Source organism: Chryseobacterium proteolyticum (assembly GCF_046591535.1).
GTDB lineage: Bacteria > Bacteroidota > Bacteroidia > Flavobacteriales > Weeksellaceae > Chryseobacterium > Chryseobacterium proteolyticum.
In genome coordinates this window covers 256,774-282,224 of sequence record NZ_JBJLWK010000001.1, presented here as the reverse complement: position 1 = coordinate 282,224, position 25,451 = coordinate 256,774, and the positions used below count along the sequence as shown (strand labels likewise).

At 36.3% G+C, this 25,451-nt stretch carries 26 protein-coding genes and 2 pseudogenes; 7 read left to right on the top strand and 21 right to left on the bottom strand.

Annotated features, from left to right (window positions below; translation table 11 throughout):
* Together ACJ5H0_RS01095 and ACJ5H0_RS01090 are read left to right on the top strand one after the other, a co-directional pair.
* Window positions 1-1,359 (top strand): M20/M25/M40 family metallo-hydrolase, encoded by a 1,359-nt coding sequence (locus ACJ5H0_RS01095; protein ID WP_411246797.1) that lies wholly within the window; start codon window positions 1-3, stop codon window positions 1,357-1,359.
* A gap of 2 nt (window positions 1,360-1,361) precedes the next feature.
* On the top strand, window positions 1,362-2,720 hold the full coding sequence (locus ACJ5H0_RS01090) for a M28 family peptidase (protein ID WP_411246796.1): 1,359 nt from the start codon (window positions 1,362-1,364) through the stop codon (window positions 2,718-2,720).
* 413 nt (window positions 2,721-3,133) lie between these two features.
* Here the strand turns inward: ACJ5H0_RS01090 and ACJ5H0_RS01085 are convergent, their stop codons facing one another.
* The 4 genes and pseudogenes from ACJ5H0_RS01085 to ACJ5H0_RS01070 all read right to left on the bottom strand — a co-directional run bounded on the left by ACJ5H0_RS01085 (window position 3,134) and on the right by ACJ5H0_RS01070 (window position 7,002).
* The gene (locus ACJ5H0_RS01085) at window positions 3,134-4,018 is read right to left on the bottom strand and encodes a retropepsin-like aspartic protease (protein ID WP_411246795.1); all 885 of its coding nucleotides are present in this window, start codon (window positions 4,016-4,018) and stop codon (window positions 3,134-3,136) included.
* A 192-nt stretch (window positions 4,019-4,210) separates the two neighbouring features.
* Window positions 4,211-5,249: pseudogene (locus ACJ5H0_RS01080) on the bottom strand (peptidylprolyl isomerase).
* A gap of 115 nt (window positions 5,250-5,364) precedes the next feature.
* Complete coding sequence (locus tag ACJ5H0_RS01075) at window positions 5,365-5,838, bottom strand: FKBP-type peptidyl-prolyl cis-trans isomerase (RefSeq protein ID WP_411246794.1); 474 nt, start codon at window positions 5,836-5,838, stop codon at window positions 5,365-5,367.
* Window positions 5,839-5,928: 90 nt separating this feature from the next.
* On the bottom strand, window positions 5,929-7,002 hold the full coding sequence (locus ACJ5H0_RS01070; RefSeq protein ID WP_411246793.1) for a branched-chain amino acid aminotransferase: 1,074 nt from the start codon (window positions 7,000-7,002) through the stop codon (window positions 5,929-5,931).
* Window positions 7,003-7,087: 85 nt separating this feature from the next.
* On the opposite strand from ACJ5H0_RS01070, the gene mnmD reads away from it, so the two are divergent.
* Together mnmD and ACJ5H0_RS01060 are read left to right on the top strand one after the other, a co-directional pair.
* On the top strand, window positions 7,088-7,765 hold the full coding sequence (gene mnmD, locus ACJ5H0_RS01065) for a tRNA (5-methylaminomethyl-2-thiouridine)(34)-methyltransferase MnmD (protein ID WP_411246792.1): 678 nt from the start codon (window positions 7,088-7,090) through the stop codon (window positions 7,763-7,765).
* Between the two features lie 173 nt (window positions 7,766-7,938).
* Window positions 7,939-8,356 (top strand): annotated as a pseudogene (locus tag ACJ5H0_RS01060) (NUDIX domain-containing protein).
* Between the two features lie 13 nt (window positions 8,357-8,369).
* Here ACJ5H0_RS01060 and ACJ5H0_RS01055 read toward each other — a convergent pair.
* Entirely contained in the window at window positions 8,370-9,074 is a 705-nt protein-coding gene (locus tag ACJ5H0_RS01055) for a DUF4294 domain-containing protein (protein WP_172283355.1), read from the bottom strand.
* A gap of 51 nt (window positions 9,075-9,125) precedes the next feature.
* On the opposite strand from ACJ5H0_RS01055, the gene chrP reads away from it, so the two are divergent.
* Complete coding sequence (gene chrP, locus ACJ5H0_RS01050; RefSeq protein WP_411246791.1) at window positions 9,126-10,202, top strand: chryseobasin maturation metalloprotease ChrP; 1,077 nt, start codon at window positions 9,126-9,128, stop codon at window positions 10,200-10,202.
* 107 nt (window positions 10,203-10,309) lie between these two features.
* Complete coding sequence (gene rpe / locus ACJ5H0_RS01045; protein WP_172283359.1) at window positions 10,310-10,960, top strand: ribulose-phosphate 3-epimerase; 651 nt, start codon at window positions 10,310-10,312, stop codon at window positions 10,958-10,960.
* A gap of 318 nt (window positions 10,961-11,278) precedes the next feature.
* Here the strand turns inward: rpe and ACJ5H0_RS01040 are convergent, their stop codons facing one another.
* Window positions 11,279-11,659, bottom strand: a complete 381-nt coding sequence (locus ACJ5H0_RS01040; RefSeq protein ID WP_411246790.1) for an anthrone oxygenase family protein — start codon at window positions 11,657-11,659, stop codon at window positions 11,279-11,281.
* Between the two features lie 147 nt (window positions 11,660-11,806).
* On the opposite strand from ACJ5H0_RS01040, the gene ACJ5H0_RS01035 reads away from it, so the two are divergent.
* Window positions 11,807-13,645 carry an alpha-L-fucosidase gene (locus ACJ5H0_RS01035; RefSeq protein ID WP_411246789.1) on the top strand — a complete coding sequence of 613 codons (1,839 nt, stop codon included), beginning with the start codon at window positions 11,807-11,809 and terminating at the stop codon, window positions 13,643-13,645.
* 127 nt (window positions 13,646-13,772) lie between these two features.
* On the opposite strand, the gene ACJ5H0_RS01030 is transcribed toward ACJ5H0_RS01035, so the two are convergent.
* The 15 genes from ACJ5H0_RS01030 to ACJ5H0_RS00960 form a co-directional block, all read right to left on the bottom strand.
* Window positions 13,773-14,189, bottom strand: a complete 417-nt coding sequence (locus ACJ5H0_RS01030; protein WP_034687444.1) for a nucleoside-diphosphate kinase — start codon at window positions 14,187-14,189, stop codon at window positions 13,773-13,775.
* 390 nt (window positions 14,190-14,579) lie between these two features.
* Window positions 14,580-15,605, bottom strand: a complete 1,026-nt coding sequence (locus tag ACJ5H0_RS01025) for a multidrug effflux MFS transporter (protein ID WP_411248043.1) — start codon at window positions 15,603-15,605, stop codon at window positions 14,580-14,582.
* A complete protein-coding gene (locus ACJ5H0_RS01020; protein ID WP_411246788.1) occupies window positions 15,574-15,771 on the bottom strand; it encodes a hypothetical protein in 198 nt (65 codons plus the stop codon). The genes ACJ5H0_RS01025 and ACJ5H0_RS01020 overlap by 32 nt, the downstream gene beginning before the upstream one ends.
* Window positions 15,772-15,896: 125 nt before the next feature.
* Complete coding sequence (locus ACJ5H0_RS01015) at window positions 15,897-16,067, bottom strand: helix-turn-helix domain-containing protein (protein WP_411246787.1); 171 nt, start codon at window positions 16,065-16,067, stop codon at window positions 15,897-15,899.
* Window positions 16,042-16,419 carry a hypothetical protein gene (locus tag ACJ5H0_RS01010; protein WP_411246786.1) on the bottom strand — a complete coding sequence of 126 codons (378 nt, stop codon included), beginning with the start codon at window positions 16,417-16,419 and terminating at the stop codon, window positions 16,042-16,044. The genes ACJ5H0_RS01015 and ACJ5H0_RS01010 overlap by 26 nt, the downstream gene beginning before the upstream one ends.
* On the bottom strand, window positions 16,370-16,714 hold the full coding sequence (locus ACJ5H0_RS01005; RefSeq protein ID WP_411246785.1) for a hypothetical protein: 345 nt from the start codon (window positions 16,712-16,714) through the stop codon (window positions 16,370-16,372). Before ACJ5H0_RS01005 ends, ACJ5H0_RS01010 begins: the two co-directional genes overlap by 50 nt.
* Before the next feature lie 8 nt (window positions 16,715-16,722).
* Window positions 16,723-17,649: a ribosome small subunit-dependent GTPase A gene (gene rsgA, locus ACJ5H0_RS01000; RefSeq protein ID WP_172283364.1), complete on the bottom strand. Its 927-nt coding sequence runs from the start codon at window positions 17,647-17,649 to the stop codon at window positions 16,723-16,725.
* A gap of 274 nt (window positions 17,650-17,923) precedes the next feature.
* The gene (locus tag ACJ5H0_RS00995) at window positions 17,924-19,003 is read right to left on the bottom strand and encodes a chorismate mutase (protein ID WP_172283365.1); all 1,080 of its coding nucleotides are present in this window, start codon (window positions 19,001-19,003) and stop codon (window positions 17,924-17,926) included.
* A gap of 413 nt (window positions 19,004-19,416) precedes the next feature.
* Entirely contained in the window at window positions 19,417-21,120 is a 1,704-nt protein-coding gene (gene dnaX / locus ACJ5H0_RS00990; protein WP_411246784.1) for a DNA polymerase III subunit gamma/tau, read from the bottom strand.
* A 92-nt stretch (window positions 21,121-21,212) separates the two neighbouring features.
* Window positions 21,213-21,851 (bottom strand): TetR/AcrR family transcriptional regulator, encoded by a 639-nt coding sequence (locus tag ACJ5H0_RS00985; protein ID WP_172283368.1) that lies wholly within the window; start codon window positions 21,849-21,851, stop codon window positions 21,213-21,215.
* Window positions 21,844-22,728 (bottom strand): aminotransferase class I/II-fold pyridoxal phosphate-dependent enzyme, encoded by an 885-nt coding sequence (locus ACJ5H0_RS00980; RefSeq protein WP_411246783.1) that lies wholly within the window; start codon window positions 22,726-22,728, stop codon window positions 21,844-21,846. Before ACJ5H0_RS00980 ends, ACJ5H0_RS00985 begins: the two co-directional genes overlap by 8 nt.
* A gap of 13 nt (window positions 22,729-22,741) precedes the next feature.
* Window positions 22,742-23,119, bottom strand: a complete 378-nt coding sequence (locus tag ACJ5H0_RS00975) for a hypothetical protein (RefSeq protein WP_411246782.1) — start codon at window positions 23,117-23,119, stop codon at window positions 22,742-22,744.
* Between the two features lie 251 nt (window positions 23,120-23,370).
* Entirely contained in the window at window positions 23,371-24,126 is a 756-nt protein-coding gene (locus ACJ5H0_RS00970; protein ID WP_172283370.1) for an SDR family oxidoreductase, read from the bottom strand.
* 59 nt (window positions 24,127-24,185) lie between these two features.
* Window positions 24,186-24,581: a helix-turn-helix domain-containing protein gene (locus ACJ5H0_RS00965; protein ID WP_411246781.1), complete on the bottom strand. Its 396-nt coding sequence runs from the start codon at window positions 24,579-24,581 to the stop codon at window positions 24,186-24,188.
* A 93-nt stretch (window positions 24,582-24,674) separates the two neighbouring features.
* Complete coding sequence (locus ACJ5H0_RS00960; RefSeq protein WP_411246780.1) at window positions 24,675-25,427, bottom strand: response regulator transcription factor; 753 nt, start codon at window positions 25,425-25,427, stop codon at window positions 24,675-24,677.
* Window positions 25,428-25,451: the final 24 nt, after the last annotated feature.

Below are 25,451 nucleotides of genomic sequence, written 5' to 3'. Positions count from 1 at the left end.
ATGAAAAAATTAATAGGAACCACATTAGCACTTCTAAGTATGGCAACATATGGGCAGGCTAAGGAGGATTCGATACAATTCCGTACAATTTCAACAGAAATTTTAAACAATGGAAAGGGATATGAAGAGCTCAGGGATTTAACCCAAAATATAGGAAAACGTTTAAGTGGTTCGGAAGCCTACGAAAAGGCGGTACAATGGGCTGCCAAAGAGCTTCGCAATGCCGGGGCGGATAAAGTATGGCTACAGGAAGTCATGATTCCGGTCTGGAAAAGGGGAAAAGAATCTTTATATATAAAGGCAGGTTCAGGAAAGCCTCAAAGTCTCAAAATGCTTTCTCTGGGAAATTCTGAGGGAACAGGGGGAAAGGATGTATCCGGAGAAATCATTATGGTAAAGTCATTGGAAGAATATGACAGACTTCCTGCTGAAAAAGTAAAGGGCAAGATTGTTTTCTTCAACCACCCTTTTGACCAGAATTATGTACAGACTTTTATAGCCTACAGGGAAGCCGGCGCTTACAGGCGTTCTGCAGCAACACTTACAGCAAAGAAAGGCGGTAAATTCGCGATCGTCCGTTCTTTGTCCTCTGCATTGGATGATGTTCCGCATACCGGAGGAATGAAGTATGAAGATAATATGGAAAAGATTCCGGCAGTGTGTATAGGAAATACAACTGCAGATCAACTGGAAGAGCTTTTAAAAAACCAAAAGGTAATTGCAACACTCAACTCTAACTGTGGGATGAAAGGAGAAAAGCTCTCCCACTCCGTTATCGGGGAAATTACTGGTAAAAAGGATCAAAGTGTAATTGTTGTAGGCGGTCATCTGGATTCCTGGGATGTGGGCGAAGGCGCTCATGATGACGGGGCCGGAATTGTACAGAGTATCGAAGTTTTAAGGACATTTAAAAAATTAGGAATTCAAAACAACCACACGATAAGGGCAGTTTGCTTTGCAAACGAAGAAAATGGAACCAAAGGCGGTAAGCAATATGGAAAAACCGCAAAAGATACCAACGAAAAACACCTTTTTGCAATAGAATCCGATGCAGGAGGATTTAGTCCCAGAGGAATATCCTTAGAAATGGACGATACTAAAAGAAAGCAGATCCAGGGCTGGGGTAATTTGTTTTTACCTTATGGCGTTTATAATTTTGAGGGAAAATATTCAGGATCAGATATCGCTCCTCTTCATGATATGGGAGTACCTGCTGCTGAACTGGTGCCTGACCCTCAAAGATATTTCGACATCCACCACACGGAAGAAGATACTTTTGAAAAAGTAAACAGAAGGGAGCTGCTTCTTGGATCTGTAGTAATGACACAACTTATTTATATGATTGATAAAAACTGGTAAATATGAAAAAAATAGTAAGCACTTCTTTATTCCTTTTAAGTATGACCTTATTTGGTCAGGTAAAAGAAGATTCAATACAGTTCAGTACAATATCAAAGGAGATCCTTAATAATGGAAAAGGATACACGGAGTTAAGAGATCTGACCAAAAACATTGGTCACCGTTTAAGTGGCTCTGCAGCTTATGAAAAAGCAGTTCAATGGGCAGCTCAGAAGCTTCGTGATGCCGGAGCTGACAAAGTTTGGCTTCAGGAGGTCACAATTCCTGTATGGGAAAGGGGAAAGGAATCGTTAAAGATCACAGCAAACAGTGGAAGATGGAAAACCCTTAAAATGCTTTCTCTGGGTAATTCTGAGGGTACCGGTGGAAAAGATGTTTCCGGAGAAATCATTATGGTAAAATCCATGGAAGAATATGACCGTCTTCCTGCTGAGAAAGTAAAAGACAAAATCGTGTTTTTTAACTATCCTTTCAGTCAATCGTTTATAGAAACCTTCAGAGGCTATGGTGATGCCGCGAAGTACAGAGTAACTGCCGCAACTTTAACAGCGAAGAAAGGTGGCAGATTTGCTATCATCCGTTCCCTTTCATCAGCATTTGACGATATTCCTCACACGGGAGCCATGCGATACGAAGACAATGTTGATAAAGTACCGGCTGTGGCAATCGGAAATACTACAGCGGATGAACTGGAACAGCTTTTAAAAACCCAAAAGGTACTGGCCACACTTAATTCTAACTGTGGAATGAAGGGGGAAAAGCTCTCCCACTCTGTTATCGGGGAAATTACCGGTAAAAAAGATAAGAGCGTAATCGTTGTCGGTGGGCATCTGGATTCCTGGGATGTGGGCGAAGGTGCCCATGATGACGGAGCCGGAATTGTACAGAGTATCGAAGTTTTGAGAACATTTAAAAAATTAGGTATTCAAAACAACCATACGATCAGGGTAGTATGTTTCGCCAATGAAGAAAACGGATTAAAAGGTGGTTTACAATATGGAAAAACCGTTAAAGACACCAATGAAAAGCACCTTTTTGCTATAGAATCCGACGCCGGAGGTTTCAGTCCAAGAGGAGTTGCTCTGGAGATGGATGACGCAAAGAGAAATCAGATCAAAGGCTGGGCTCCACTATTCATTCCTTACGGTGTCTATAACTTTGAAGGAAAGTATTCCGGAGCTGATATTTCTCCTCTTCAGGCTATGGGAGTACCTACTGCAGAATTGGTTCCGGACTCTCAGCGATATTTTGATATTCATCATACCCATGAGGACACCTTCGAGAAAGTAAACCGGAGGGAATTGCTGCTGGGAGCGGTAGCAATGACCCAACTTATTTATATGATCGATAAGAACTGGTAATATATCAAAAAAAACCGCCGTACGGCGGTTTTTTTTTTTATTGAATAATTTAAATTCTCATTATTAAGATAACGAAGATCAATGTTTTCGATCGCTTGCAGCAATTTCGAAAATAGTATATTAAAACCTAAACCTATTTTAGAAATTCTTTTTTATCAACTCTCAGATCCATAATATTACCCGCTCTTTTTACTCTGATTCCAATAGTTTTATAATCCCTCTCCACCCGATTCATCATATAATGGCAAGCAGATTCTTTATTCAAATGATCCAGGTCCACATCATTTATGCTTAAGATTGAATCACCAATTTCTAAAGAAGAATTTCCCCCTTTAAATATAAACGCGACGACCGGTTTGGCATCAATAAAACGGTATCCAAAACCAAAAGATTCCAGTGTTGGAGGATCATTTTTAATTTTTTTTCATGTAGATCTTTTTATTCTGCCAGTCCATTACAAATACGAAGTCTTTAAAAAAATCATTTCCTATCAATCTTGAATTTCCGGTCATGATCATTTCATTATCAAAGCTTCTGTTTCCTAACTCCAATGCGGGAGCTCTAAAAATAAAACCTGAAACCGGCTTTCCAGCACCAAAGGCCCCCACAGAACTAATTCCGAAAGTTTCAACATATTGTTTTATCTTTTTTTGATCATAATCACTTTCTAAAATCTTAAGCCTTCCCGTAAATCCGGTATCAAAAGTAAGCCTGATATTTTTATCTAAGATTTTAGTTTCCACGACCGGTGTTTTCTGATTTTGTGAATCGAAAGGGACTACTGTCTCATAATCATCGAATTTAAAGTTCGAAAGATCTTTTGTGGCTTCAAGCAAATTCTCAGAATAATTCACTTTCCAGAATAGCTTTGCCATTTGATTAGCACCTATAATACCATCAATTTTAAAACAGCCAAGCTCAGAACCATTAAGGTCCATTACAACAGCACCTATATTTTTAAAAACAACCTTATCAATGGTCATCTGTGGTAATTTTGTGAAAATTTGTTCCTGCTTGTTTTTCTGAGAATCCTTTACTTTACTGGTATGCTCTTTCTGCAGATTGAGTTCAGTGTAAATGGTATTCGAAATAACGGTAGGAGCTCCGGAGTCAAACAAAAAATTATATAATTTTCCATTGATATTCACCTGTACAAGGGGTAAATCATTAATGAAATTCAGATTGATTTTCTCAACCGGTTGTGTTAATTGTACCTCCCCACTTTCAAAGAATCGCTTTCCTTGAGCTGAAATTATAATTAAAATAAAAAGGAAAAATAGGGAGAATACTCGCTTCATTACATTATTTTGAGCTAAAATAGTGATTTTACCATTGATCATGAAATAAAAGCACCATCCTGCTGATATGGTTTTTATCTGCATATAAATTAATAAAAAGCTTACTTGCCGGTTGTATATTCATTGTAATACTTTTCATCTCAATAAAAAAGCCGGCTTTTAAGCCGGCTTTTTTATATAATGGTATTTGAATTATTTCACTTTTACAAGCTCAACATCGAAAACTAACCATGCATTTGGTGGAATAACTCCTCCAGCTCCTCTTTCTCCATAACCCATTGCTGGCGGGATCAATAAAGTAGCTGTTTCTCCTTCTTTTAATAAAAGAATTCCTTCATCCCATCCTTTGATTACTCTCCCCATTCCAATTGGAATTTCGATCGGCTCATTTCTTTTGAAAGAAGAATCGAATTCACTACCGTCTACCAGTTTACCTGCATAATGTACAGATACATTATCTCCTGATTTCGGAGCTTTTCCATCCGTAGTCTTTGTGATCTTATAGTATAATCCGGACTCAGTTTTCTGCATCCCGGCCTTAAGGTTTTCTATCATCTTCTCCTGATTAGCCTTAAATTCTTCTTCTTTCTTCTTTCTCTCAGCTTCCTCTTTTGCTAAATAAGCTTTGTTGTTTTCCTGAATCTTAGCTTTTCCTTCATTGAAAGTTTTAGCCGGATCATAATTCTTGTATTCATCTCCTTTGCTGAAAACGTTTACCTTTTCTAAAACAACGTCTGTTTTAGGTTTATCCTGAGGTCCTTTTTCTACATTAGCGATTGCATCAATTACCTCCTCTCCTTTTACTACTTTTCCGAAGATTGTATGCTTTCCATCTAACCATGGAGTAGCTACTTCTGTAATGAAAAACTGAGAACCATTTGAATTAGGTCCTGAATTAGCCATAGATAAAATACCTTTTCCTGTATGGCGAAGGTCGTTTCTCTCGTCTTCGAACTTATATCCCGGATCTCCCATTCCTGTTCCCTGAGGATCTCCCCCCCTGAATCATGAAATCTTTGATAACTCTATGGAAAATAGTCCCATCATAAAAAGGAACCCCTTTAGCTTTAGATTTGTTATCAATTTTCCCTTCTGCAAGACCAACAAAGTTAGCTACAGTAACAGGCGATTTTTTATCTTCAAATTTTACAATCAGGTTTCCTTTTGATGTTTGAAGATTAGCATAAAGTCCGTCTTTAAGACCTTCGTAAGTTTCTTTGTCTACGTTCATTTTTTTATAAATTGGTGTACAACTCATCAGCGAAATACTTGCCGCCGCCAGAATTATATTCTTGTTAAACAATTTCATTTATTGAGCTTTTAATTTTATGATTAATGGGATATCGTTATCTATTTTTTTTTTCGTCTCCATAGGTACCATACGCCAGAGAAGATGGAACCAAAATCGTAACTTCCTCACCATCATGTATAAAACGCAAAGCATTTTCTACCGCTTTTAATTCATCAAAGTGCCCGAATTTGGCATCTCTTCTTTCAACGGGCTGATCATAGATCTTGGTCTGATCAAAATCATAAAGATCATAAGAATAAGAGATCAGAGAATTATCCGGTCTCCTCTCTCTTGCATCAAAACCTTCAGCATTGACCCAATAGTTGAGCTTGGTAGGATAAAATTTCACCGGCTGATTATCGATCCACTCCTGAATATGCATTCTTTCCGAAGCATTAAGGTTTTTCATCCTTGCTTTTGAAATATCCAGATCTTTCTGGCTCAAAACCCCACCCAATGGAGGATGTGTCTGTGAATTCCTGTTACAGCTCAGCAGTCCCAATACTGATATGAAGAGTAATTTTTTCATAAACTTTTGCGAAAATAAGCATTTCACAGGATATAATAAACAAAAAAAGCCAAGAATATCTTGGCTTTTATATAATTTTCAAAGTAGAAATTAAACGGTTTCCAACACATTTTTTTCTACCAGCACTCTCCATCCGAAAGAATCATCCGAAAGATTCGTCTGTATGCTTACCAAATCATTTTTAAGGATTGCTGCAAAGCTCTCTTCATCGGATAATTTTGGTAAATCCAATTTTTCTCCCTGGTATCCTAATGCCTGGAAAATAGTTGTTACAACAGCAGTTCCTACTCCCCATACCTCTTTCAATGTACCATTTTTCTGCGCTTCAATTACAGCTTTTACAGGGATTGGTTCAACTTTCACTTCAATCCCTCTTTTTTTAGCCAGTTGAATGAAACTGTCTCTGGTAACACCATCCAATATCTTTTCTGAAGTGGGTGGCGTAAATACAGTATCGTTAATTCTTACGAAAACATTCATTGTTCCGCTTTCTTCAAAATATTCGTGGGTAGCGTCATCTGTCCAGATAATCTGATCATATCCTTCTTCTATTGCCAATTGCGTAGGATAAAATGATGCGGCATAGTTTCCTGCGGCTTTTGCAGATCCTACACCTCCGTTAGCAGCTCTTGAATAATGATCTGAAATTTTCACTGAAACAGGTTCAGTATAATAACTTTTTGCAGGTGTTGCTACGATGGCAAACATATATTTTTCTGATACTCTTGCTTTCAAAGCCTCCTCAGTAGCAAAGATCAAAGGTCTGATGTACAAAGACATCCCTTCTCCCTGAGGGATCCAGTTTCTGTCCATATCTACCAATGCTTTCAGACCATCCAAAAACATTTCTTCCGTTACCTCAGGCATGGCAAGACGCTTAGCCGATTTATTGATACGTTCAAAATTCTTTTCAGGCCTGAATAGGAAAACCTGTCCCTCCTGATCTTTATAAGCTTTCATTCCTTCGAAACAAGCTTGTCCGTAATTTACCCCCATCATTGCAGGCGTAAAGGCTAAAGGCCCATAAGGCACTAATCTTACGTCCCCCCACTTTCCATTCTCATACTCACATATGACCATATGGTCTATGAAAGTATTCCCAAAAGAAAAATTATTTGGGTCGAATGATGAAAGTCTGGAATTCTCAGTTTTTTGAATTATCATTTCTAAAATTTTTTATGATGTTCTACAAATTTAACATAATTTTCTAAATATAAAAATTTTAGACTAAATTTGACAAAAAAATAGGGTGAAACGAGAGATTAAGACCACAAATGACGGAAGTAAAACATTGTTTATCAATGCCTTAAACGAAAACTACCATTCCCATCATGGAGCATTACAAGAAGCCGAACACGTGTTTATCAAAAATGGACTAATTTTGATAAATGATTACGAAATTAATATTTTAGAACTCGGTTTCGGAACAGGTTTGAATGTTTTAGTTACAATTAATGAATATTTAAAAACTGATAAAAATCATGTCATCAACTATTTTTCTCTGGAAAAATATCCCATAAATGAATCCGAAATTAAAGATTTGGCCTATTTTGAGCTTTTTGATAACATTGAATTCAAAGAAATTTATCATAAAATTCATGCTGCAGACTGGGAAAAATCAGTGGAAATAGTTAAAAATTTTAATTTAAAAAAAATAAAATGTGATTTTTTTGAATTAAAAAATATTGATTTACCTAAAATAAACCTTGTATACTACGATTGTTTTGGTGCGCGCGTACAACCTGATCTATGGGAAAAACCATTATTTGAGATGGTTTCAGACAAAATGAATGTGAACGGATTATTAACAACCTACTCTTCCAAAGGAAGTGTCCGAAGAATCCTTCAGGAACTTAATTTTACTGTAGAGAAGAAACAAGGTCCGCCAGGGAAAAGGGAAATGCTGAATGCCATAAAGAGAGGGTGATCAATAGAAAATCGAAAGTCTGAGGTTTTGTAATATAAGAATTGCGGGTCAGAGGTTCAGGATTTACAACATCTGAGATCTTATGACGCACCTTTCATTTTTCAGCTTTCAACTTTCAATTCACTTCTTTTTTTTTCACAAATTTCCTTAATTTAGCTATACAAAATATATATATGATAGATAAGATCAACGTCAGAGTATATGCCTGTGCGATAAAGGAAAAAAAAAGTACTTACCTTATTTGAAGAATATGCCGGAGACCAGCTTGTAAAATTTCCGGGAGGAGGTTTGGAGTACGGAGAAGGATTACTGGAATGTCTCCACCGGGAGTTTGATGAAGAGCTCAATGTAAAAATAGATATCGTGGAACACTTCTATACACAAGAAGATTTTTTAGTATCCCGTTTCAGAGAAAATGAACAACTCCTTACCATATATTATATAGTTAATATTATCAACGAAGAAGATTTCCTTATTCTGGATCCTTGTATAGAAAAAACGGAATGGATTGATATCAACAGACCGGACAATCCATTTCCTTTACCCATTGATCAAATCGTATTTGATAAACTGAAAGAAAAATACCTGTAATTACTTACAGGTATTATTTTTTTATTTTAAAATCACCGGCTCCCGGATATGGCTGAAGATAGCCTGAATTCCAGTTGGATTGTAATAGTGATTCTATGAATTCATCTGTTCTGTTTCTATGAGGATCATATTGATCTTTAAGATCGATACTGGCCATTTTACCTTTAACATTCCACCAGAAAGCGCTCCATCCTCCCCTTAGTTCTTTAATAATCTCATAAACATTCTTTCCTGTCGCCCTGTTCATAAGCTTGGCAAAAACCTGACCTTCGGTTGTTGTAAGATCGCGTAACTGCTTTTCGTACTGATCAGCCAGAATATTCTGACGGTCCCTTACATATTTTCTTTTTGCCTTACTGTCGAGATTGGTCATTTCTTTCTGAATATCCCTGTACTGTTGTAAAGCTGCTACAAATAACGGATATACCCTGTATAGTTTTTTATTTAGAAAATAATAATAATTCCTGTCCAGCTGGTTATTGAATTTAGGTTTGTTGAGAAGGACAAGTTCATCCATCACAACAACTGTCTCTCCATTTATTTCATAGAATTTGGCTTTCTGTCTTTCATCATAGTAATATTTATTTCCAAATTCATCTACTTTTAACTCCTCCGGAGGGTATTGGCTCAGGGGTTTAGCAATAATAGAATCCGTTTGTCCAAAAACACCAATCCCAAAAAAGAAAAGAAAAAGACAAAAAATCTTGCTAAAATTCATTATTTTTACGCGTATTAGAGCTAATATTGAACGCAAAAATCATTCCTTTTTATGAAATTTGAAAAGAAATCTTTAAAATTTTTAGAAAAATACCTAAATACATCATCTCCGACGGGTTACGAGCACAAAGGACAGGAAGTCTGGATGGATTATATCAGACCTTATGTAGACAAAATTGAAGTTGATCACTATGGAACCTGCTATGGAATTATCAATCCTGAAGCTGAATTCAAGGTAGTCATTGAAGCACACGCTGATGAGATCTCATGGTATGTGAATTATATTACGGACGACGGATTAATTTATGTAATAAGAAACGGAGGTTCCGACCAAACGATAGCTCCTTCAAAAGTAGTTCATATCCATGGAGAAAACGGGATTGTAAAGGGTGTGTTCGGATGGCCTGCAATTCACACCCGCAGCAATAATCAAAATGAGCCTACTCCTAAAATTGAAAATATCTTCATCGATTGTGGGGCAACTTCTAAAAAAGAAGTTGAAGAGATGGGTATCTATGTAGGATGTATGATTACTTATCCTGACGAATTCTTCGAAATGAATAACCGCTATTTCGTGTGCAGGGCTCTGGATAACAGAATCGGTGGATTTATGATTGCAGAAGTAGCCAGATTATTAAAAGAAAATAAAAAAACAATTCCTTTCGGTCTGTACATTACAAATTCTGTTCAGGAAGAAGTAGGCTTGTACGGTGCAGATATGATTGCCGATACTATAAAGCCCAACATCGCCATCGTGACAGATGTAACACATGATACAACCACTCCTATGATCGAGAAGAAAAAAGAAGGTGATCAGAAGTGTGGTAACGGGCCGGTGATTTTCTTTGCTCCAAGTGTGCATCATACCATCAGAGAACTGATTATAGATACTGCAAAAACAAAGAAAATCCCATTCCAAAGAGCTGCAGCCAGCAGATCTACAGGTACGGATACTGATGCATTCGCCCATTCAAATGGTGGTGTTCCCAGTGCATTGATTTCATTACCTTTGCGGTATATGCACACAACAGTAGAAATGGTTTCAAAAGAAGATGTAGAAAACGTGATCTCCCTGATCTATGAAACTATTTTAAAGATCCAGCCGGAAATGAAATTGAAATACCATTAATAAAGACATCAGATAAAAGATGTCAGATGTCATACTTTTTAAAAAACAGGTCTGATATCTGGTGTCTGGCATCTGATATCTTTAATAAATCTAATATAAAAGTAAAAATGAAAACTAAGCTAATTGCTCCTTCCCTTTTATCAGCAGACTTCGGGAATCTGCAAAGAGATATTGAAATGTTGAACAATTCTCAGGCAGACTGGTTCCATATTGACGTGATGGACGGGAGATTTGTACCGAACATTTCATTTGGTTTTCCTGTAATGAAAACGGTTCAGAAGCATGCCAAAAAATTTGTTGATGTTCATTTAATGATCGTTGAACCGGAAAAATATGTTGAGGAATTTATTGACCACGGAGCAGATTTGATTTCTGTACATTATGAAGCTTGCACACACCTGCACAGAACGATCCACCTTATTCAGAGCAGAGGCGCTAAGGCAGGTGTTGTACTGAATCCTTCCACTCCGGTTTTAATGCTGGAAGATATCATAGCAGATGTAGATCTGGTATTGTTGATGAGTGTAAATCCAGGATTCGGGGGACAAAAATTTATTGAGAACACCTATAAGAAGATTGCTGAGACCAAAGACCTGATCTTAACCAATAATTCCACTGCTCTTATTGAAGTGGATGGTGGTGTTAACCTTGATAATGCATCGAAATTATTCGAAGCAGGCGCAGATGTTCTGGTGGCAGGAAATGCTGTTTTCTCTTCTGAAAATCCTGAGAGAACAATTGAGCTGTTAAAAATTTAAGTAACGTCTCATTATTAAAGCTATATAAAAAAGGCAGCCCTTCAGGCTGCCTTAATTCGTTGAAAATCTGAGCTTACGATGGTTATTAGTTTCAGTCATTCAGACTTTAGCTTAGATTTTCGTTGTTCTATGCTTGTGTAAAGATGCTAATAAAACACAATACCGTGCATCCGTAAAAATACGGAATTTGCATTAAGTACTAATACTGAACATTATTCCGTTTTAGCCCATATACAGGCACAAATAACCAGAACAATACTGATGGTAGAACATATTGACCTGATGTTATTGAGAAGATTCCATCTGTTTTCAAAAGCTTCACGCACTTTTTTTTAATGCTTCGGCAGTAGCATCTCCGATATTAAACTGATCCAATTGATCATTCATAGGTACATTACCTACCACGGTAACCCCGAAAACGCCAACCAGATAAATTATTGTAGCCAATAAAAGCATGAGAAAAGACGGATGCTGCCCTCTGAATATATAAGTACAAATAGGAAGCATCGCTGCCGTTCCCATAAAACTCAGGAAGAAGACAGGATTGAGAATTTCACGGTTTATAGACTGCATTGCTTTCAGGTACTCCATGTCGGATAGTTTCCCTAATCCCAGTACAACCGAGCAGGAATAAGCATAGAATAATCCTGCAATAAGGGCTGTAAGTGTTCCAGTAATGATCAGAATAAGTGTTGTCATTTTCATGTCTTTTGTTTTGGTGATTATCATTTTGTTTATTTTATAAAATTAGCTTTATTCTGAATACAATCACTCACAAAATGAATATGCGCTCCAACTAGGAAATTAAGGAAGACTTTTGTTATTTTAGTACACAAAAATATAAGCATGAGAAATAAGTGGATCATTGCCTTTTTGTTGGGAACTTTGGTTGCAGGAAATAGCAATGCACAAAATAAGTCCAACCCGAAAAAAATGGAATGGTTTCAGGATGCCAAACTGGGGATCTTTATTCACTGGGGAATCTATTCTGTAGATGGAATTTCGGAATCCTGGTCATTTTTTAATAACTACATTAACCATGAAAATTATATGAAGCAGCTGAATGGATTTTCTGCTGCGAAATATAATCCAGCCCACTGGACAAAACTTATTAAAAATTCTGGGGCACAATATTCCGTAATCACCACAAAGCACCATGATGGAGTTTCTCTCTGGGACTCTCAGGCCGAAAAAGCGACTACTATTGCGAAAAATTCAATAGCCCGAAAAGATGTTCTCTCACCCTTTATTGACGAACTTAAAAAATCAGGGTTAAAAACTGGTCTTTACTATTCTCTGCCGGACTGGAGCCATCCTTATTATGATATCAACACCAGAACAAAGAAGAGATATGAAATTAAGAATGATCCAGGACGATGGCAAAACTTCATCCAATATTATCAGTCACAACTCAATGATCTGTCAGACCATTACCACCCCGATCTTTTATGGTTTGATGGCGATTGGGAACATACTTCTGAGGAATGGCAGGCATCAAAAACTTTAGACAATTTAAAAAAATATAATCCAGATATTATTATCAATTCAAGGTTAACCAATCATGGAGATTACGAAACTCCGGAGCAAGGAATCCCGGTCATCAGCCCTCAAAATGAATACTGGGAATTATGTTATACCATGAATGATTCATGGGGATACCAACCTTTTGATCTCCATTATAAAACTCCTAATATGATTATCAGAACATTGGCAGATGTAATCAGTATGGGTGGTAATTTACTTCTGGATATCGGCCCTAAAGCAGATGGAACCATTCCGGAAGAGCAAGTAAAAATCCTCCAAAACCTGGGACGCTGGACCTCTAAATATCCTGAGGCTATATATGGAACACGCCGGGGCTTGCCTTTTGAAAACTACAAAGGAAAATCTGCAATATCTAAAGATCATAAAAAACTGTATCTGTATCTTGAGGAAGCTAAAAATTTCACAAAAATATATGGGTTAAAATCCTTCCCGGTTTCTGCAGAAGTTCTTAGTGATCCCAATGCAAAGGTAAATATGGTAACGGATCCTGCAGGAAACCTGACTTTACATTTTTCTAATGTACAATTTGATCATGATGTGACTGTTATTGAGATTACTTTTAATAAGGAAATTCAGTTTAAAGCCCCCCATAAAAGAGATATTCCATCTTTAAAACAACTCACTGATCATTCCGATACTTCTGCCGCTGTCTATGAAATTGCTGAACAAATTCATAATGGCAATAATCTCCTGGACCATTCCGGACTTACCGCAGATGGGATGGATATGAGCATTCCAAAGACTTCAAAAACGAATGCGAAAACTTTGTCATGGATCAGCGATCATGCCGAAGCTCTTTTTGAAACCGGAAAAGGATTACCGGATGGGCATTATGCAGGTATGAGTGCCCTTTCAAAAGATAAACAAACTCTTTATCTTTTTGTAGAAGGAATTCCCACGGGGCAGGTTGCTTTAAAAGGAATTAAAAATGGCATTTCAAGAATTCGTATTGTTGGGGAAGGTTCCATGATCGACCATACTGTTTACAATAAATTGTACTGGAGTGACCGGCCTGGAATTATCTATATTGACATTCCAAAAGAAAGGCTGGATAAAGAAATGACAGTCATTGCTATACTTCTGGATAAACCATTGGAATTATACCGTGAAAAAGTAGGTGCTATAGAAAGTAATTTATAGGATCTGAGATTACATCATATTAACCGCTTCTAAAAAACTGCTATTATAAAAGTTTCCAATAGCAGGGTTTGAAAATAAAAAATCCGGAGAATTATCTCCGGATTTATATTTTGAATAAATTCTGGTCTTAAAAGATCTCTCTTCCGGAAAAATGGAATTGTGCTTCGATAAGAGCATTTTCGTCAGAATCTGAACCGTGAACGGCATTCTCTCCTATGCTTCTTGCAAACATTTTTCTGATAGTTCCTTCTGCAGCTTCAGCAGGGTTTGTTGCACCGATAAGAGTTCTGAAATCTTCCACTGCATTGTCTTTTTCTAAAACAGCTGCAACAATTGGTCCTGAGCTCATGAATTCTACTAATTCCCCATAGAAAGGTCTTTCAGCATGTACTTCATAGAATTTTTTAGCATCAGCTACAGTAAGTTGAGTTAACTTCAAAGCTTTGATTTTAAAACCTCCTTCTGCAATTTTACCTAATATAGCACCGATATGTCCGTCTGCAACTGCGTCAGGCTTAATCATAGTGAATGTAATGTTAGACATAAACGTATATTTTTTTTTAATGCCGCAAAATTACAAAAAAAATCCTTATCTCCATTTTAATTTTTTTTTTAACATAAAAATAACTTTTATTAAGAAATAGTAAATTCATCTTTGGCACAGTAATTGTTTATTCTATTGCGATTCTCATGTTTAATTTGAGTTTTCATGGTTATTAGTTTTTACCCAGCTTCGGCTGGGTTTTTTATTGTTAAAATCTATGATATCTCCCTTATTTTCTCAAAAAAAAAATCCCCAAAATCATCACCAAGAACCCCAAAAAGTAAAAAAACGATATTTTTTCGCAAAAAATACCACTCCAACATACATGTCAAAGTGGCATTTTTTTTATTTTAAAAATCTTATTATCAACAAGATCGAAATGAGATATTTCTAAGCGTAAACCTTTTTTGCCAAAAAAGTTCTATAAGCAAAAAAGACAGCAACCCCTGCCAGTGCGATCCGCGCTATAATCATGGGCATAATGGATTGAGATTCTAAAAAACCAACTATAGCTGACATGAGGAAGGTAACCATTAACTGAATAAATCCCATCAGGGCTGCAGCTGTACCACGACCCTCTTTAAAAGGAGATAATGCATGGGCAGTAGTAATAGGAAAAAGAAGTCCTATTGCTATAAGAGAAGAAAACAGAACCGCAACTTCCAATCCCACGAACAATTGGCCCAGAGATATAAATAAATGTAAACAGCTCATTGACAACAACAGGATAGCAGCAGAAAATAGAATTCGGGTATCCTTAACTCTCTGGGTTAATTTCGGAGTAATATAGGCTGCAAATATTAATGCCATGGAATTAAAGGCAAATATAAAGCTGAATACTTCACTGGAAAATCCATGAATTTCCATAAAAAGGAATGGAGCATTGGAAATATAAATAATCAGTGATGCAAAAGCAATACTCCCGATAATAGTATTGTTGATAAAATCTCTATTGGAAATAATAACTTTCAGCTGATTTTTTAATTGGATTTCAGTTTCCGAAGTTTCAGGTGATGCTATCCGGGAATTGGTTTCCGGAATATACTTAACAACAAGAAATAAAGTGATAGCTCCTAAAATGCTTAAAAAGCTAAACGCACTATTCCATCCCCAAAACCTCAGAAAAATACTGCCCATTAATGGTGCTACAATGGGAGCAATCCCGCTTATCTGAGATTGCTTGGAAAAGATAGTTACCGCTTTTTCTTTGTCGTAGAGGTCTATTACAATGGCTCTACCAATGACAATCCCGGCACTTCCTCCAAAAGCCTGAAGAAAACGCATGATCCACAACACATATATATTTTCGGTAAAGATAATAGCAACTGCTCCAATCATAAATAGGATTAATCCGCAATACAGCATAGGCTTCCTCCCCTTTTTATCAGATAAAGGTCCCCATAGTAGCTGCCCGATAGCAAAACCGGCAAAAAAAAATGGAAATGGAAATCTGGATATGCCCTATATCGGTTCCGAAAATTTTTGCCATAACAGGAAAAGCAGGAAGATAAAGATCTATACTTAAAGATTCAAGCGTGTTTAAAAGAGCCAGAATAAATACAATAATACTCAGTTTTTTCATAATTTTTTTTAAATCATTACATGCCAACATTGACTTTTACAGCATGCAAAATTCTTATAAAATTAAAGGTCATCCAATGAAACTATTGAAGGCTTACCAGGACAAACTGAGGATTATCCCTGGAATCAGTCATTCATATTTTTGAATTGTTCGGGGCTGTACCCTGAATGCTTCTTAAAAAAACGGGAAAAATAAGAAGAATCATTAAAGCCTAATCTGAAGGCTACTTCTTTTACTGTCAGAGCTCCAAAACTTAACTCTCTTTTTGCCTCAAGTAAAAGGCGTTGAGCGATCATTTTTTTTTACTGTTGTCCCACGTGAAATCCGCACAATGTCATTAAGATGATGAGCGCTTATGCTAAGTTTTTCTGCGTAGAATCGGGTTTCTTTTTGTGTAATATAGTAGGTATCGATCAGCGTAATGAGCTTTTGTATACGTTGCTTGTCATGGAGTAAAGGCTCTTGTGAAGTAAGATCCTCTGTGATAATAATACAAAAAGCTTTTAAATAAGCTTTGATTAAATTCATCCGGCAATTTCCATGGTATTCGTCCTCAAGCAGCTTAATGATCCCCTGGCAATTTTTCCGGCTTTCATAATCAGAAAAAAAAAGGAGCTGCCCCATTGGTAAGGATGAGTTCCACGTCACAAATTTCCTGGAAGATTTCCCGGCTTATGGCAAAGACGTATCCTTTTTCACCCCGGAGCTTCATATTGAACACTTGTCCCGGAGCTATAATGCAGATCTGATTACTTTTGAGGTGATAATTTTCAAAATCAAGTTCAAGATGACTATCATCTTTTACCTCTTTGAACCACAGGATCTCAAAAAAATTATGCCTGTGGACGTCATTAAAATTTTCAGGATGTCCATTTTCCAAAGTGGTCAGCTGAAATTCCTGATAGGTAAGGTTATGAACAGGAATATGCTTTTCCTCACTCATGAATAAGACTATTTTTGAGAAGCTTCTTCTGCTTCATCCATTAATTTTATATAGGTAGAATATCGGGAATGCTGAATTTCTCCTGTTTCCAGGGCAGCCACTACTGCGCATTTAGGTTCATTGATATGCATACAGTTATGGAATTTACAGTCTTCCCTTTTTTTGAAAATTTCAGGAAAGTAATGTTGTACTTCTTCTTTTTCTATATCAATCATCGCAAATTCCCTTACTCCGGGTGTATCAATAACATTTCCTCCAAAATTCCAAAAATGCATTTGGGCAAACGTAGTCGTATGTTTTCCTTTCAGATGGCTATCTGAAATTTCTGAAGTCTTTAGATTTAATCCGGGCTGCATTGCGTTAACCAATGTGGATTTCCCACAACCAGAATGGCCGAAAAATACAGAAGTTTTATCTTTTAAAATTTCCTGAAGCTGATCCAGATTAAGTTTGGAGTAAGATGATATCTCAAGTGTATCATATCCGATTTCCTGATACATAAACTCTATATCTTTTACGATCTCTATTTCTTCTTCATTCAGGACATCAATTTTATTAAATAAAATAAGAGGTACAATATTATATGCTTCACAACACGCTAAAAAACGATCTAAAAATCCCAGAGAAGTTTCCGGATACCGAAGTGTAAAAATGAAACATGCAAGATCAATATTAGAAGCTATAATATGAGCTTCTTTGGAAAGGTTTACCGATTTCCTTATCAGATAATTCTTTCGTGGTTCTATTTTAGTAATCCAGGCAATATCATCCTGTTCCAGCTGAAACTCTACATAGTCTCCCACAGCCAAAGGATTCGTAAGCCGGGTTTTGATAAGTTTAAACTTGCCGCGAATTCTGGCTTCGAAAATTCTACCGGTTTCCATTTCCAGAACCTGGTACCAGCTTCCTGTAGATTTAATAATTTTTCCTTTCATACGTATAGAATGCAAATATAAGGAATTCGGTGATAGGTAGGAGGATGTATAGTACAGAGTTTAAAATGGAACATTCAAAATACAGAGCTGGGAAAAATGAAAAGCTAAAGTAAGACTATAAGGCTTTTGAAAATGAGAAAATATATTTTCCGATTTCATCATAAGATCAATATTAAAAAATTCAGGACTTAAGATTCAGTTTCGTAACGAAGTTTCTGTTTCGTGCACGTCTGATTCTTAAGCCCTGAATCCGTTATTTATTATTTTATAATTGTTATTTCTCAATCATAATATTGTTCTGTACTTCAATCGACTCTTCATGTATCGCTTTGAAAACCTTTTCAATAAAATCCTGTGACATTCCTGTTTCTTTTGCTTTTTGAGTAGCATATTCGGTAATCACTTTCCAACGCTCCGGCTGGAAAATAGCGATATCATTCTCTTTTTTAAGCTTGCCAATTTTCTCAGAGATTTTCATCCTTTGGGAAAGAAGCTCAATTAACTGAAAATCGAGATCAGAAATCAACGTTCTGTGTCTTCCCATTTCACCGTCAAATCCTGCTAATCCTGCATTTCTCATTTTTAGATTACCAATAAGTTCAGCTAAAACTTCCGGTGTAATCTGCTGTGAAGCATCGCTCCATGCTTCATCTGGATTACAGTGACTTTCAATGATAGCTCCCTGGTAACCTACGTTCATTGCCTCCTGAGTAATATCTGCCAATCCAGTTCTGTTTCCGCAAATATGGGAAGGATCAATCAGCATCGGAATATTCGGGAACTGGCTTTTGAAATCCAGAGCAATCTGCCAGTTCGGATTGTTTCTGTATTTTGTTTTCTGGTATGTAGAGAAACCTCTGTGTATAGCTCCCAGATTGTGAATCCCCTGCCCTACAAGTCTTTCCAAAGCTCCGATCCATAATGCCAGATCCGGATTTACAGGATTTTTAACCAATACAGGTTTATCCGTTCCTCTTAAAGCCATTGCAATTTCCTGAACGGTGAATGGATTCACAGTAGAACGGGCTCCGATCCAAAGAATATCCACATCTGCTTCCAAAGCGGCAAAAACGTGATGTGCGTTGGCTACCTCGGTAGCTGTTTTGAAGCCGTATTCTTCTTTTACTTTTTTCAACCAGTTTAATCCAATAACTCCGACTCCCTCAAATCCATTGGGTTTTGTACGTGGTTTCCAGATACCTGCCCTGAAAACAGGCACCTGCGCATTGGTTTCTTTTATCCTTCTCGCAGTTTCCAACATCTGAGCTTCACTTTCAGCACTGCATGGCCCGGCAATCATTAATGGCTGTGAAAACTCATTAATCCAATCGTTTTTTAAATCTTTTAAATTCATTCTGTTAATTTATTTTATCTTATTTTTAATTTATTATAATGCACAAACGGTTCTTCCCTTATAAAGTTTCTTTATAATTCTTTTCAAAAAATGCCGTTTAAAAATTTTTTATTGGGATGAGGAATTAATGAGAGAAGATCCGTTAATTCCTATTTTTTGGAAAGAAATTTAATTAGTAGTACCAGTAAAATCGGTAATAACTTCTAAAATTTCTATAATAAGTAGCCGAAAAGCTAAAATAACCGCTAAAATAATCAGCGGGTATAAAACCAAAAAGGTTTAAAGTAGACAGAGATGGGACTAATAATTTTTCCACTTTATTCTGTAATTGTCTATTCTTTAGCTTTACAATTAAATCATTTGTTTTTGTCAAAAATCCATTTTGAACAAAAAGATTTGACAAAGATATAAAATTATGTCAAATCAAACTTCATTAAATCATCAAGATCTTTTAATAAAGGATTTTTCTCAACGAACTTTTCAAATATTTTTTTCTTCGTAACCACCTCTATTTTAAGGTTTTGAACGTCTTTTTTATAATCAATTTCAATTGAATAATTAAGTACTTTTCTTTTAAAATGATTGAAAAATTCTCCACTTATTTTATCAAATTCAGCTTTTGCTGAGTCCGAAGGATATAAAACCTGTACTGTTGTCTCATCAATTTTAACCAGTTTAAAAGATTTTATAGCATTGAAAACTACTGCTTGTTTGAACTGGATTTGTTTTAAAAATAAATTCCATTCCATTAACAAATCCGTTTCGGTAAAATGATGCTGCGGAAGATTATCAGCTTTAGTAACAACAGCTTCTTCCTTTTCTTCTTTTTCCTCTTTATTTAAAAAAGAATTAATGCTGAATCCTGAAGAAATACCTTTTGATAAAGGTTTGGATGTTTTTCTTATCGTGGGTTCAGCCTGATGACCTACGGGAGTCGAAGGTTTTTCAATGCTGTCCTGTTTTACGGGCTCTGTTTTTTCCTGCTTGGGAAGTTTTATTTCCTGTTTCTCACTAAGAAACGGAGCCAGTATTATAAACTTTTTTTTTTTAGCAACGTCTGCCTGGGCAGTCAATGAACATAATTGCATTAATGCAATTTCTACAGTAAGTCTCGGGTTTTTGGAATTTTTATAGTTGATGTCTGCATGGTTGCAGATTTCAATGGCATCAATCAATTGCTGAACATTCCATTTCTGGCTTTGCTCTACAAATTTAGTTTTTGTTTTCTCTCCAACCTCAATTAAATCTATCGTTGAAGCATTTTGAGCCATCATGAGGTCCCTACAATGGTTTCCAAGTCCTGCGATAAAAATATGCGGATCAAAACCTTTTTTTACAATTTCATTGAATGCGGAAAGGGTTTCAGGAATCTTATTGTCTTTAGCCAGGTCCAGAATATTGAGATACTGATCGTAATCAAGAATATTAAGTACTTCAGCAGCTTTAGCCAATGTAATATTTTTCTGGGAGAATGTAGAAAGCCTGTCGAAAATCGAAAGGGCATCCCTTAATGCACCGTCTGCTTTCTGCGCAATAAGATATAAAGCATCATCTTCATATTGGATATTTTCTTTCTGGGCTATATTTCTTAAATGCCCCTGAATATCCTCAATAACGATCCTTTTGAAATCATATATCTGGCAACGGGACAAAATCGTAGGAATGATCTTATGTTTTTCCGTTGTTGCAAGAATGAAAATTGCGTGAGCGGGCGGCTCTTCCAGTGTTTTAAGAAAAGCATTGAAGGCTGCAGAAGACAGCATATGCACCTCATCAATAATGTATACCTTATACTGGCCAACCTGCGGTGCAAAACGAACCTGGTCGATCAGTTCCCGAATATCATCCACTGAGTTGTTTGAGGCAGCATCGAGCTCATAAATATTATAAGCAAAACCGTCTTCTGAAACGGAACCATCCTTTTCGTTGATCTTTCTGGCCAGAATTCTGGCACAGGTTGTCTTACCAACACCACGAGGCCCACAAAATAGTAGAGCCTGTGCTAACTGGTTCTCTTCAATTGCATGTTCTAAAGTATCTGTAATATGGGATTGTCCAACAACAGTGTCAAACTCTTGCGGGCGGTATTTTCTTGCAGATACGATAAAATTTTCCATTGGTCAAAAATAAGAAATATAGTTCTAATTTGAAAGTCAAAAGTCTTCAAATTATCCACAAAAAATATATCTCACATCAAACAGGAAAATTTTTACTGAGCAGCTTTTTTCTTGTAGGCGTTATCTATTAACTCCACAATCACCTTTTCAATCTCGGCTCTTCCTTCAGTCGTTCTCATATCAAGACCACAAAATTCGGTTCCGTTATAGGCCGGGAAAAGATTAAGATAGTAAACACCAGCTACAATTAAAGCCAATAAAGCTCTAAAACTTGTTGCATCTTCTCCGAAATATGGGTCTGTAACATTTTCAAATAAATTAGCCCCAACATCTTCTCTTTGCTTTAAGATATTTTTAAGGATAGGCTTACTTTCAGAAAGTTCCCACAGAATGATTTTCTGTAATTCTTTATTTTTCTTCAGACTCTCGAATTGCATAAGAATTCCTTGAGTAAGGGCTTCTTTACCTTTTCCAACCTGTACTTCCTCCTCAATATTCGGGCTGAATTTACTCCAATAATCCTGAGATTTAATATATTCGTCAATAAGCTTATCTGTACTGCCAAAGTATTCATAGATAAGTTTTTTATCAAAACCGGCAACCGCTGCAATTTTACTTACTTTCAGTCCGGCATAGCCTTTTACTCTCAGAATTTTACCCACTGCAGCAAGCAGTTTCTGTTTTGTTTTTTCTTTGTCCCTTATAGGACCTTGCACCACTTTTCTAGGCATAATTATTATTATTTTTTTCGCAATATGCATTTTTTTTATTAATATCATCAAAGACATTAAGCGTTTTATCTAAATGTTCTTTTTCATGTCGCGCTGTTACCGTCATCCGGATACGGGCATCTTTTCTCGCTACGGCCGGATACATAATAGGATTCGTGTAAACTCCGTTTTCGATTAATATTCTACCGATATCCCACATTTTATTTTGATCTCCAATCTTTACCGGGATAATAGCAGAACAGGTAATTCCTGTATCCAATCCCAGATCATTAAGACCTGTTTTTAGATAATTGATATTTTCCCACAGTTTATCTTTCCAAATGGGTTCTTCATCAACAAGATCAATTGCTTTTACTATTCCGGCGGAAGAAGGTGGCGCTGTAACAGAGAATATATGTTGTCTCGATTGAAACTTTAGGAATGATGCTATTTTTTTATTTGCAATAACATATCCTCCCAGGTTACCGAAAGTCTTACTCGAAGTTCCTGTTATAAAATCCACTTTATCCAATAAACCGTCATCCTCTAAAGCTCCTCTTCCTGTTTTTCCCAAAACTCCAACACCATGGGCATCATCTATCATAAGATAGGCATTGTATTTTTTCACAAGATCATATATTTCCTTGGCCCGTGAAGTATCACCCTCCTGAGAGTAGACTCCGTCAATGATAACGAGCTTTGTACGGTACATACTCTCAGACATCTTCAAAATATGTTCCAAAGCTTCCAAATTATTGTGAGGAAATGTTTTTTTATTGGTAAAAGCACATCCTTCATGTACGCTTGCATGCACTCCCATGTCCAGTATAGCAATATCTTCCTTCTGCATTAAAATCTGCAAAGTCGCACTATTAGCTGCATATCCGGTAGTAAACAAGACTACTTCGTCTTCATTCCTCCCAAAAAAGGCAGAGATTTTTTTTTTCCAAAATATTATGATAATCAAAGTACCCCCCAATAAGCGGTGAGGCTCCTGTACCCGTACCATATTTTTCAATTCCTTCAATAGCTGCCTGCTTTACTTTCGGGTGTTGTGTAAACCCTAAATAATCACTTGATACAAAACTTACATACTCCTTATTGCGATCTGCAATGCTGATATTTAACACTGCATCAGCTGCTGAAGTATTTTTCAGTCTATAATTCATGTGTCCCCTGGTTTTCATGTGATCCAGGAATTCGTAAAAATATTCTGCCCTCTGAGCGATATCATAATCAGGAATATTCTCAAAATCCTTAAATGTCGCTGTTGTAAAATCGATACTCATCCTTTATATTATTAGTTGTTTAGCAGGCAAATATATAAATAATTCACTCTTCTTGATTTTAATTTTCATCGAAAATTTATTATAAATACCATATTTCGATCTTACCACTTAAAAATCAAATAATTTTACAACAAAATCCATTTATAATAATTAATTATAACATTTATAGGCTAAATACAGAGTCATACTGAAGAAAAAGAAAAAGGTGATTGCATAAAACAATCACCTTTTTTATCGGTTGAATAAGAGATCTACCTTGTTGTGTATCCTCCGTTTGCAAATATGGTCTGACCCGTAATCCACCATCCGTCACTTACCAAAAACTCTACAAGAGGTGCAATATCTTTTATATCTGTTAGCCCACCTAAAGCAGAAGCAGATTTATGATAATTAACAGCATCATCACTTTCCTGTCCATAAAAGAACGGAGTATCCATTGGTCCCGGTGCAACAGCAGTTACAGAAATACCACGATCACCAAATTCTTTGGAAGCCATTCTGGTAAAGTGTTCTACCGGGGCTTTTGCTCCTGCATATGTGGAATACAATCCGGTATAAGCAGCCAGCAATGATGTAACGATCGTACATATTTTCCCGTGATCATTTAATTTCTTTCCAGCTTCCTGAATAAAGAAATATGCCACTTTGGAGTTGATGTTAAACATAGAATCATATTCTGCTTCTGTCGTTTCCACAAAAGGCTTCTTAAGAACCATACCTACAGTATTGATCGCAATGTCAATTCCACCGAAAGTTTTTATCGTTTCGTCGAATAATCTAGTGATGTTTTCAACTTTTGTAAGATCTCCCTGAAACAGGAAAGCTTCCGCTCCCAACGCTTTAACTTCATTTAAAGTCTTTTCACTTTCTGCTTTTGAACTTTCACTGTTATAGTGAATAGCAAGCTTTGCTCCTTTTGAGGCAAAATCTCTGCTTAATAATCCACCAAGATTTTTTCCTCCTCCGGCGATTAAAACCACTTTTCCTTTTAAATCATTTTTTGACATAATTATGTTTCTTTTTAATTAGTTATGTCTTACAAATGTGAGCATTAGGAATAGTTTTTTTATGGTGAACTTTTTGGAACTTTTGTCTTTGTTCTTTTTCTGTATTCTCCAGGTGTAATTCCTGTAAACTTTTTAAAAAATTTTGAAAAGTTGGACGGATCATAAGTAAATATCCTGGCTATTTCAGCAATTGAAAAATCGCTTTTTGCAAGCATTACCTGTATCTGCTCTACGATTTTAGTATCATAAAAATAACAAGGATGGTTCCCGGTTTCTTTCTTTACCGTATCTGTAAGGTGGGTGTGAGAAACAGCCAGGCTGTCCGCAATCTCATTCACTTCCATAAATTCAGATACATTGCCGGAAATAACATCCTGAATATGCCTATCTAAGAATACCATATAACTATTGGTGATTTCTTCTCCCCTCTTCAAATTTCTTACGTCTTTTTTCATATAAGTATCGTTATGTGTTTTACTAAAAATACCAATTTAAAAAGATATTACGCAAGTTTATGGTGAACTTTTCGGAAGATTAGCCTTCATTAATCAATGAAAGCTGTCATTGAATGCCTGTATTGAATTTTTTACTTTCAGCTTTTCAAGGATATTTTGCCTGTGACGGCTTACTGTATTTACACTAATAAAAAGTAAGTCTGCAATTTCCTTACTGGTAAAACCCTCTCCTACATATTTTAAAATTTCCATTTCTCTCTGCGATAAAATATTTCTGTAGTTGAGTTTATCCTCCGCAACAATCTTCCCCTTTATTGAATTAATGATCAGAAAGTCCGGAGGTAAAAGTATAGACTGATCAATAGCGATACTATAAAGACAGAGGGCAAATCTCAGTTTGTTATTGTAAGGAGAATAGAAATAAAACATACGGTGCTGCACAAAGACATATTCCCCATTCTTGTCTTTCATCCTTATTCTGGATAAAACGTTATAATGGGTTCTTTCTTCCGGTTTAAAAGAATCCATCAGCTTGAAAAATCTCAGTTCATGAATGTATTTTTTAACCTTATCATCAGGATGTATTCTCTTCAGGATTTCCTCTTCCCAGATGGAATTTATGATTAGTGGCTCTATCTCCCTTTCCAATCCAAGTTCCAGGGCAGTATCGGATTTATAAACGTAGCTTCTGTTTTCCTGCATATCACTTAATACAGAAATGGTATTTTCCATTTGGGTATACACACGAGCTATGTTTTTATACACATCAATATCTAATAAACATTCATTGCTTTTATTTATCCCTTTAATCAGCAATGTTTCATTCAATGTTTCTACAATCTTCATAAAATGGTTATTTATCAGTATTGA

What these genes read in the sequence shown, in the direction of transcription:
- ACJ5H0_RS01095 (WP_411246797.1), top strand. Translation starts at nt 1, where the DNA reads ATGAAAAAATTAATAGGAACCACATTAGCACTTCTAAGTATGGCAACA.
- ACJ5H0_RS01090 (WP_411246796.1), top strand. Translation starts at nt 1,362, where the DNA reads ATGAAAAAAATAGTAAGCACTTCTTTATTCCTTTTAAGTATGACCTTA.
- ACJ5H0_RS01085 (WP_411246795.1), bottom strand. Translation starts at nt 4,018, where the DNA reads ATGAAGCGAGTATTCTCCCTATTTTTCCTTTTTATTTTAATTATAATT.
- ACJ5H0_RS01075 (WP_411246794.1), bottom strand. Translation starts at nt 5,838, where the DNA reads ATGAAAAAATTACTCTTCATATCAGTATTGGGACTGCTGAGCTGTAAC.
- ACJ5H0_RS01070 (WP_411246793.1), bottom strand. Translation starts at nt 7,002, where the DNA reads ATGATAATTCAAAAAACTGAGAATTCCAGACTTTCATCATTCGACCCA.
- ACJ5H0_RS01055 (WP_172283355.1), bottom strand. Translation starts at nt 9,074, where the DNA reads ATGAATTTTAGCAAGATTTTTTGTCTTTTTCTTTTCTTTTTTGGGATT.
- chrP (WP_411246791.1), top strand. Translation starts at nt 9,126, where the DNA reads ATGAAATTTGAAAAGAAATCTTTAAAATTTTTAGAAAAATACCTAAAT.
- rpe (WP_172283359.1), top strand. Translation starts at nt 10,310, where the DNA reads ATGAAAACTAAGCTAATTGCTCCTTCCCTTTTATCAGCAGACTTCGGG.
- ACJ5H0_RS01040 (WP_411246790.1), bottom strand. Translation starts at nt 11,659, where the DNA reads ATGACAACACTTATTCTGATCATTACTGGAACACTTACAGCCCTTATT.
- ACJ5H0_RS01035 (WP_411246789.1), top strand. Translation starts at nt 11,807, where the DNA reads ATGAGAAATAAGTGGATCATTGCCTTTTTGTTGGGAACTTTGGTTGCA.
- ACJ5H0_RS01030 (WP_034687444.1), bottom strand. Translation starts at nt 14,189, where the DNA reads ATGTCTAACATTACATTCACTATGATTAAGCCTGACGCAGTTGCAGAC.
- ACJ5H0_RS01020 (WP_411246788.1), bottom strand. Translation starts at nt 15,771, where the DNA reads ATGAAAAAACTGAGTATTATTGTATTTATTCTGGCTCTTTTAAACACG.
- ACJ5H0_RS01015 (WP_411246787.1), bottom strand. Translation starts at nt 16,067, where the DNA reads ATGATCGCTCAACGCCTTTTACTTGAGGCAAAAAGAGAGTTAAGTTTT.
- ACJ5H0_RS01005 (WP_411246785.1), bottom strand. Translation starts at nt 16,714, where the DNA reads ATGAGTGAGGAAAAGCATATTCCTGTTCATAACCTTACCTATCAGGAA.
- rsgA (WP_172283364.1), bottom strand. Translation starts at nt 17,649, where the DNA reads ATGAAAGGAAAAATTATTAAATCTACAGGAAGCTGGTACCAGGTTCTG.
- ACJ5H0_RS00995 (WP_172283365.1), bottom strand. Translation starts at nt 19,003, where the DNA reads ATGAATTTAAAAGATTTAAAAAACGATTGGATTAATGAGTTTTCACAG.
- dnaX (WP_411246784.1), bottom strand. Translation starts at nt 21,120, where the DNA reads ATGGAAAATTTTATCGTATCTGCAAGAAAATACCGCCCGCAAGAGTTT.
- ACJ5H0_RS00985 (WP_172283368.1), bottom strand. Translation starts at nt 21,851, where the DNA reads ATGCCTAGAAAAGTGGTGCAAGGTCCTATAAGGGACAAAGAAAAAACA.
- ACJ5H0_RS00975 (WP_411246782.1), bottom strand. Translation starts at nt 23,119, where the DNA reads ATGAGTATCGATTTTACAACAGCGACATTTAAGGATTTTGAGAATATT.
- ACJ5H0_RS00970 (WP_172283370.1), bottom strand. Translation starts at nt 24,126, where the DNA reads ATGTCAAAAAATGATTTAAAAGGAAAAGTGGTTTTAATCGCCGGAGGA.
- ACJ5H0_RS00965 (WP_411246781.1), bottom strand. Translation starts at nt 24,581, where the DNA reads ATGAAAAAAGACGTAAGAAATTTGAAGAGGGGAGAAGAAATCACCAAT.
- ACJ5H0_RS00960 (WP_411246780.1), bottom strand. Translation starts at nt 25,427, where the DNA reads ATGAAGATTGTAGAAACATTGAATGAAACATTGCTGATTAAAGGGATA.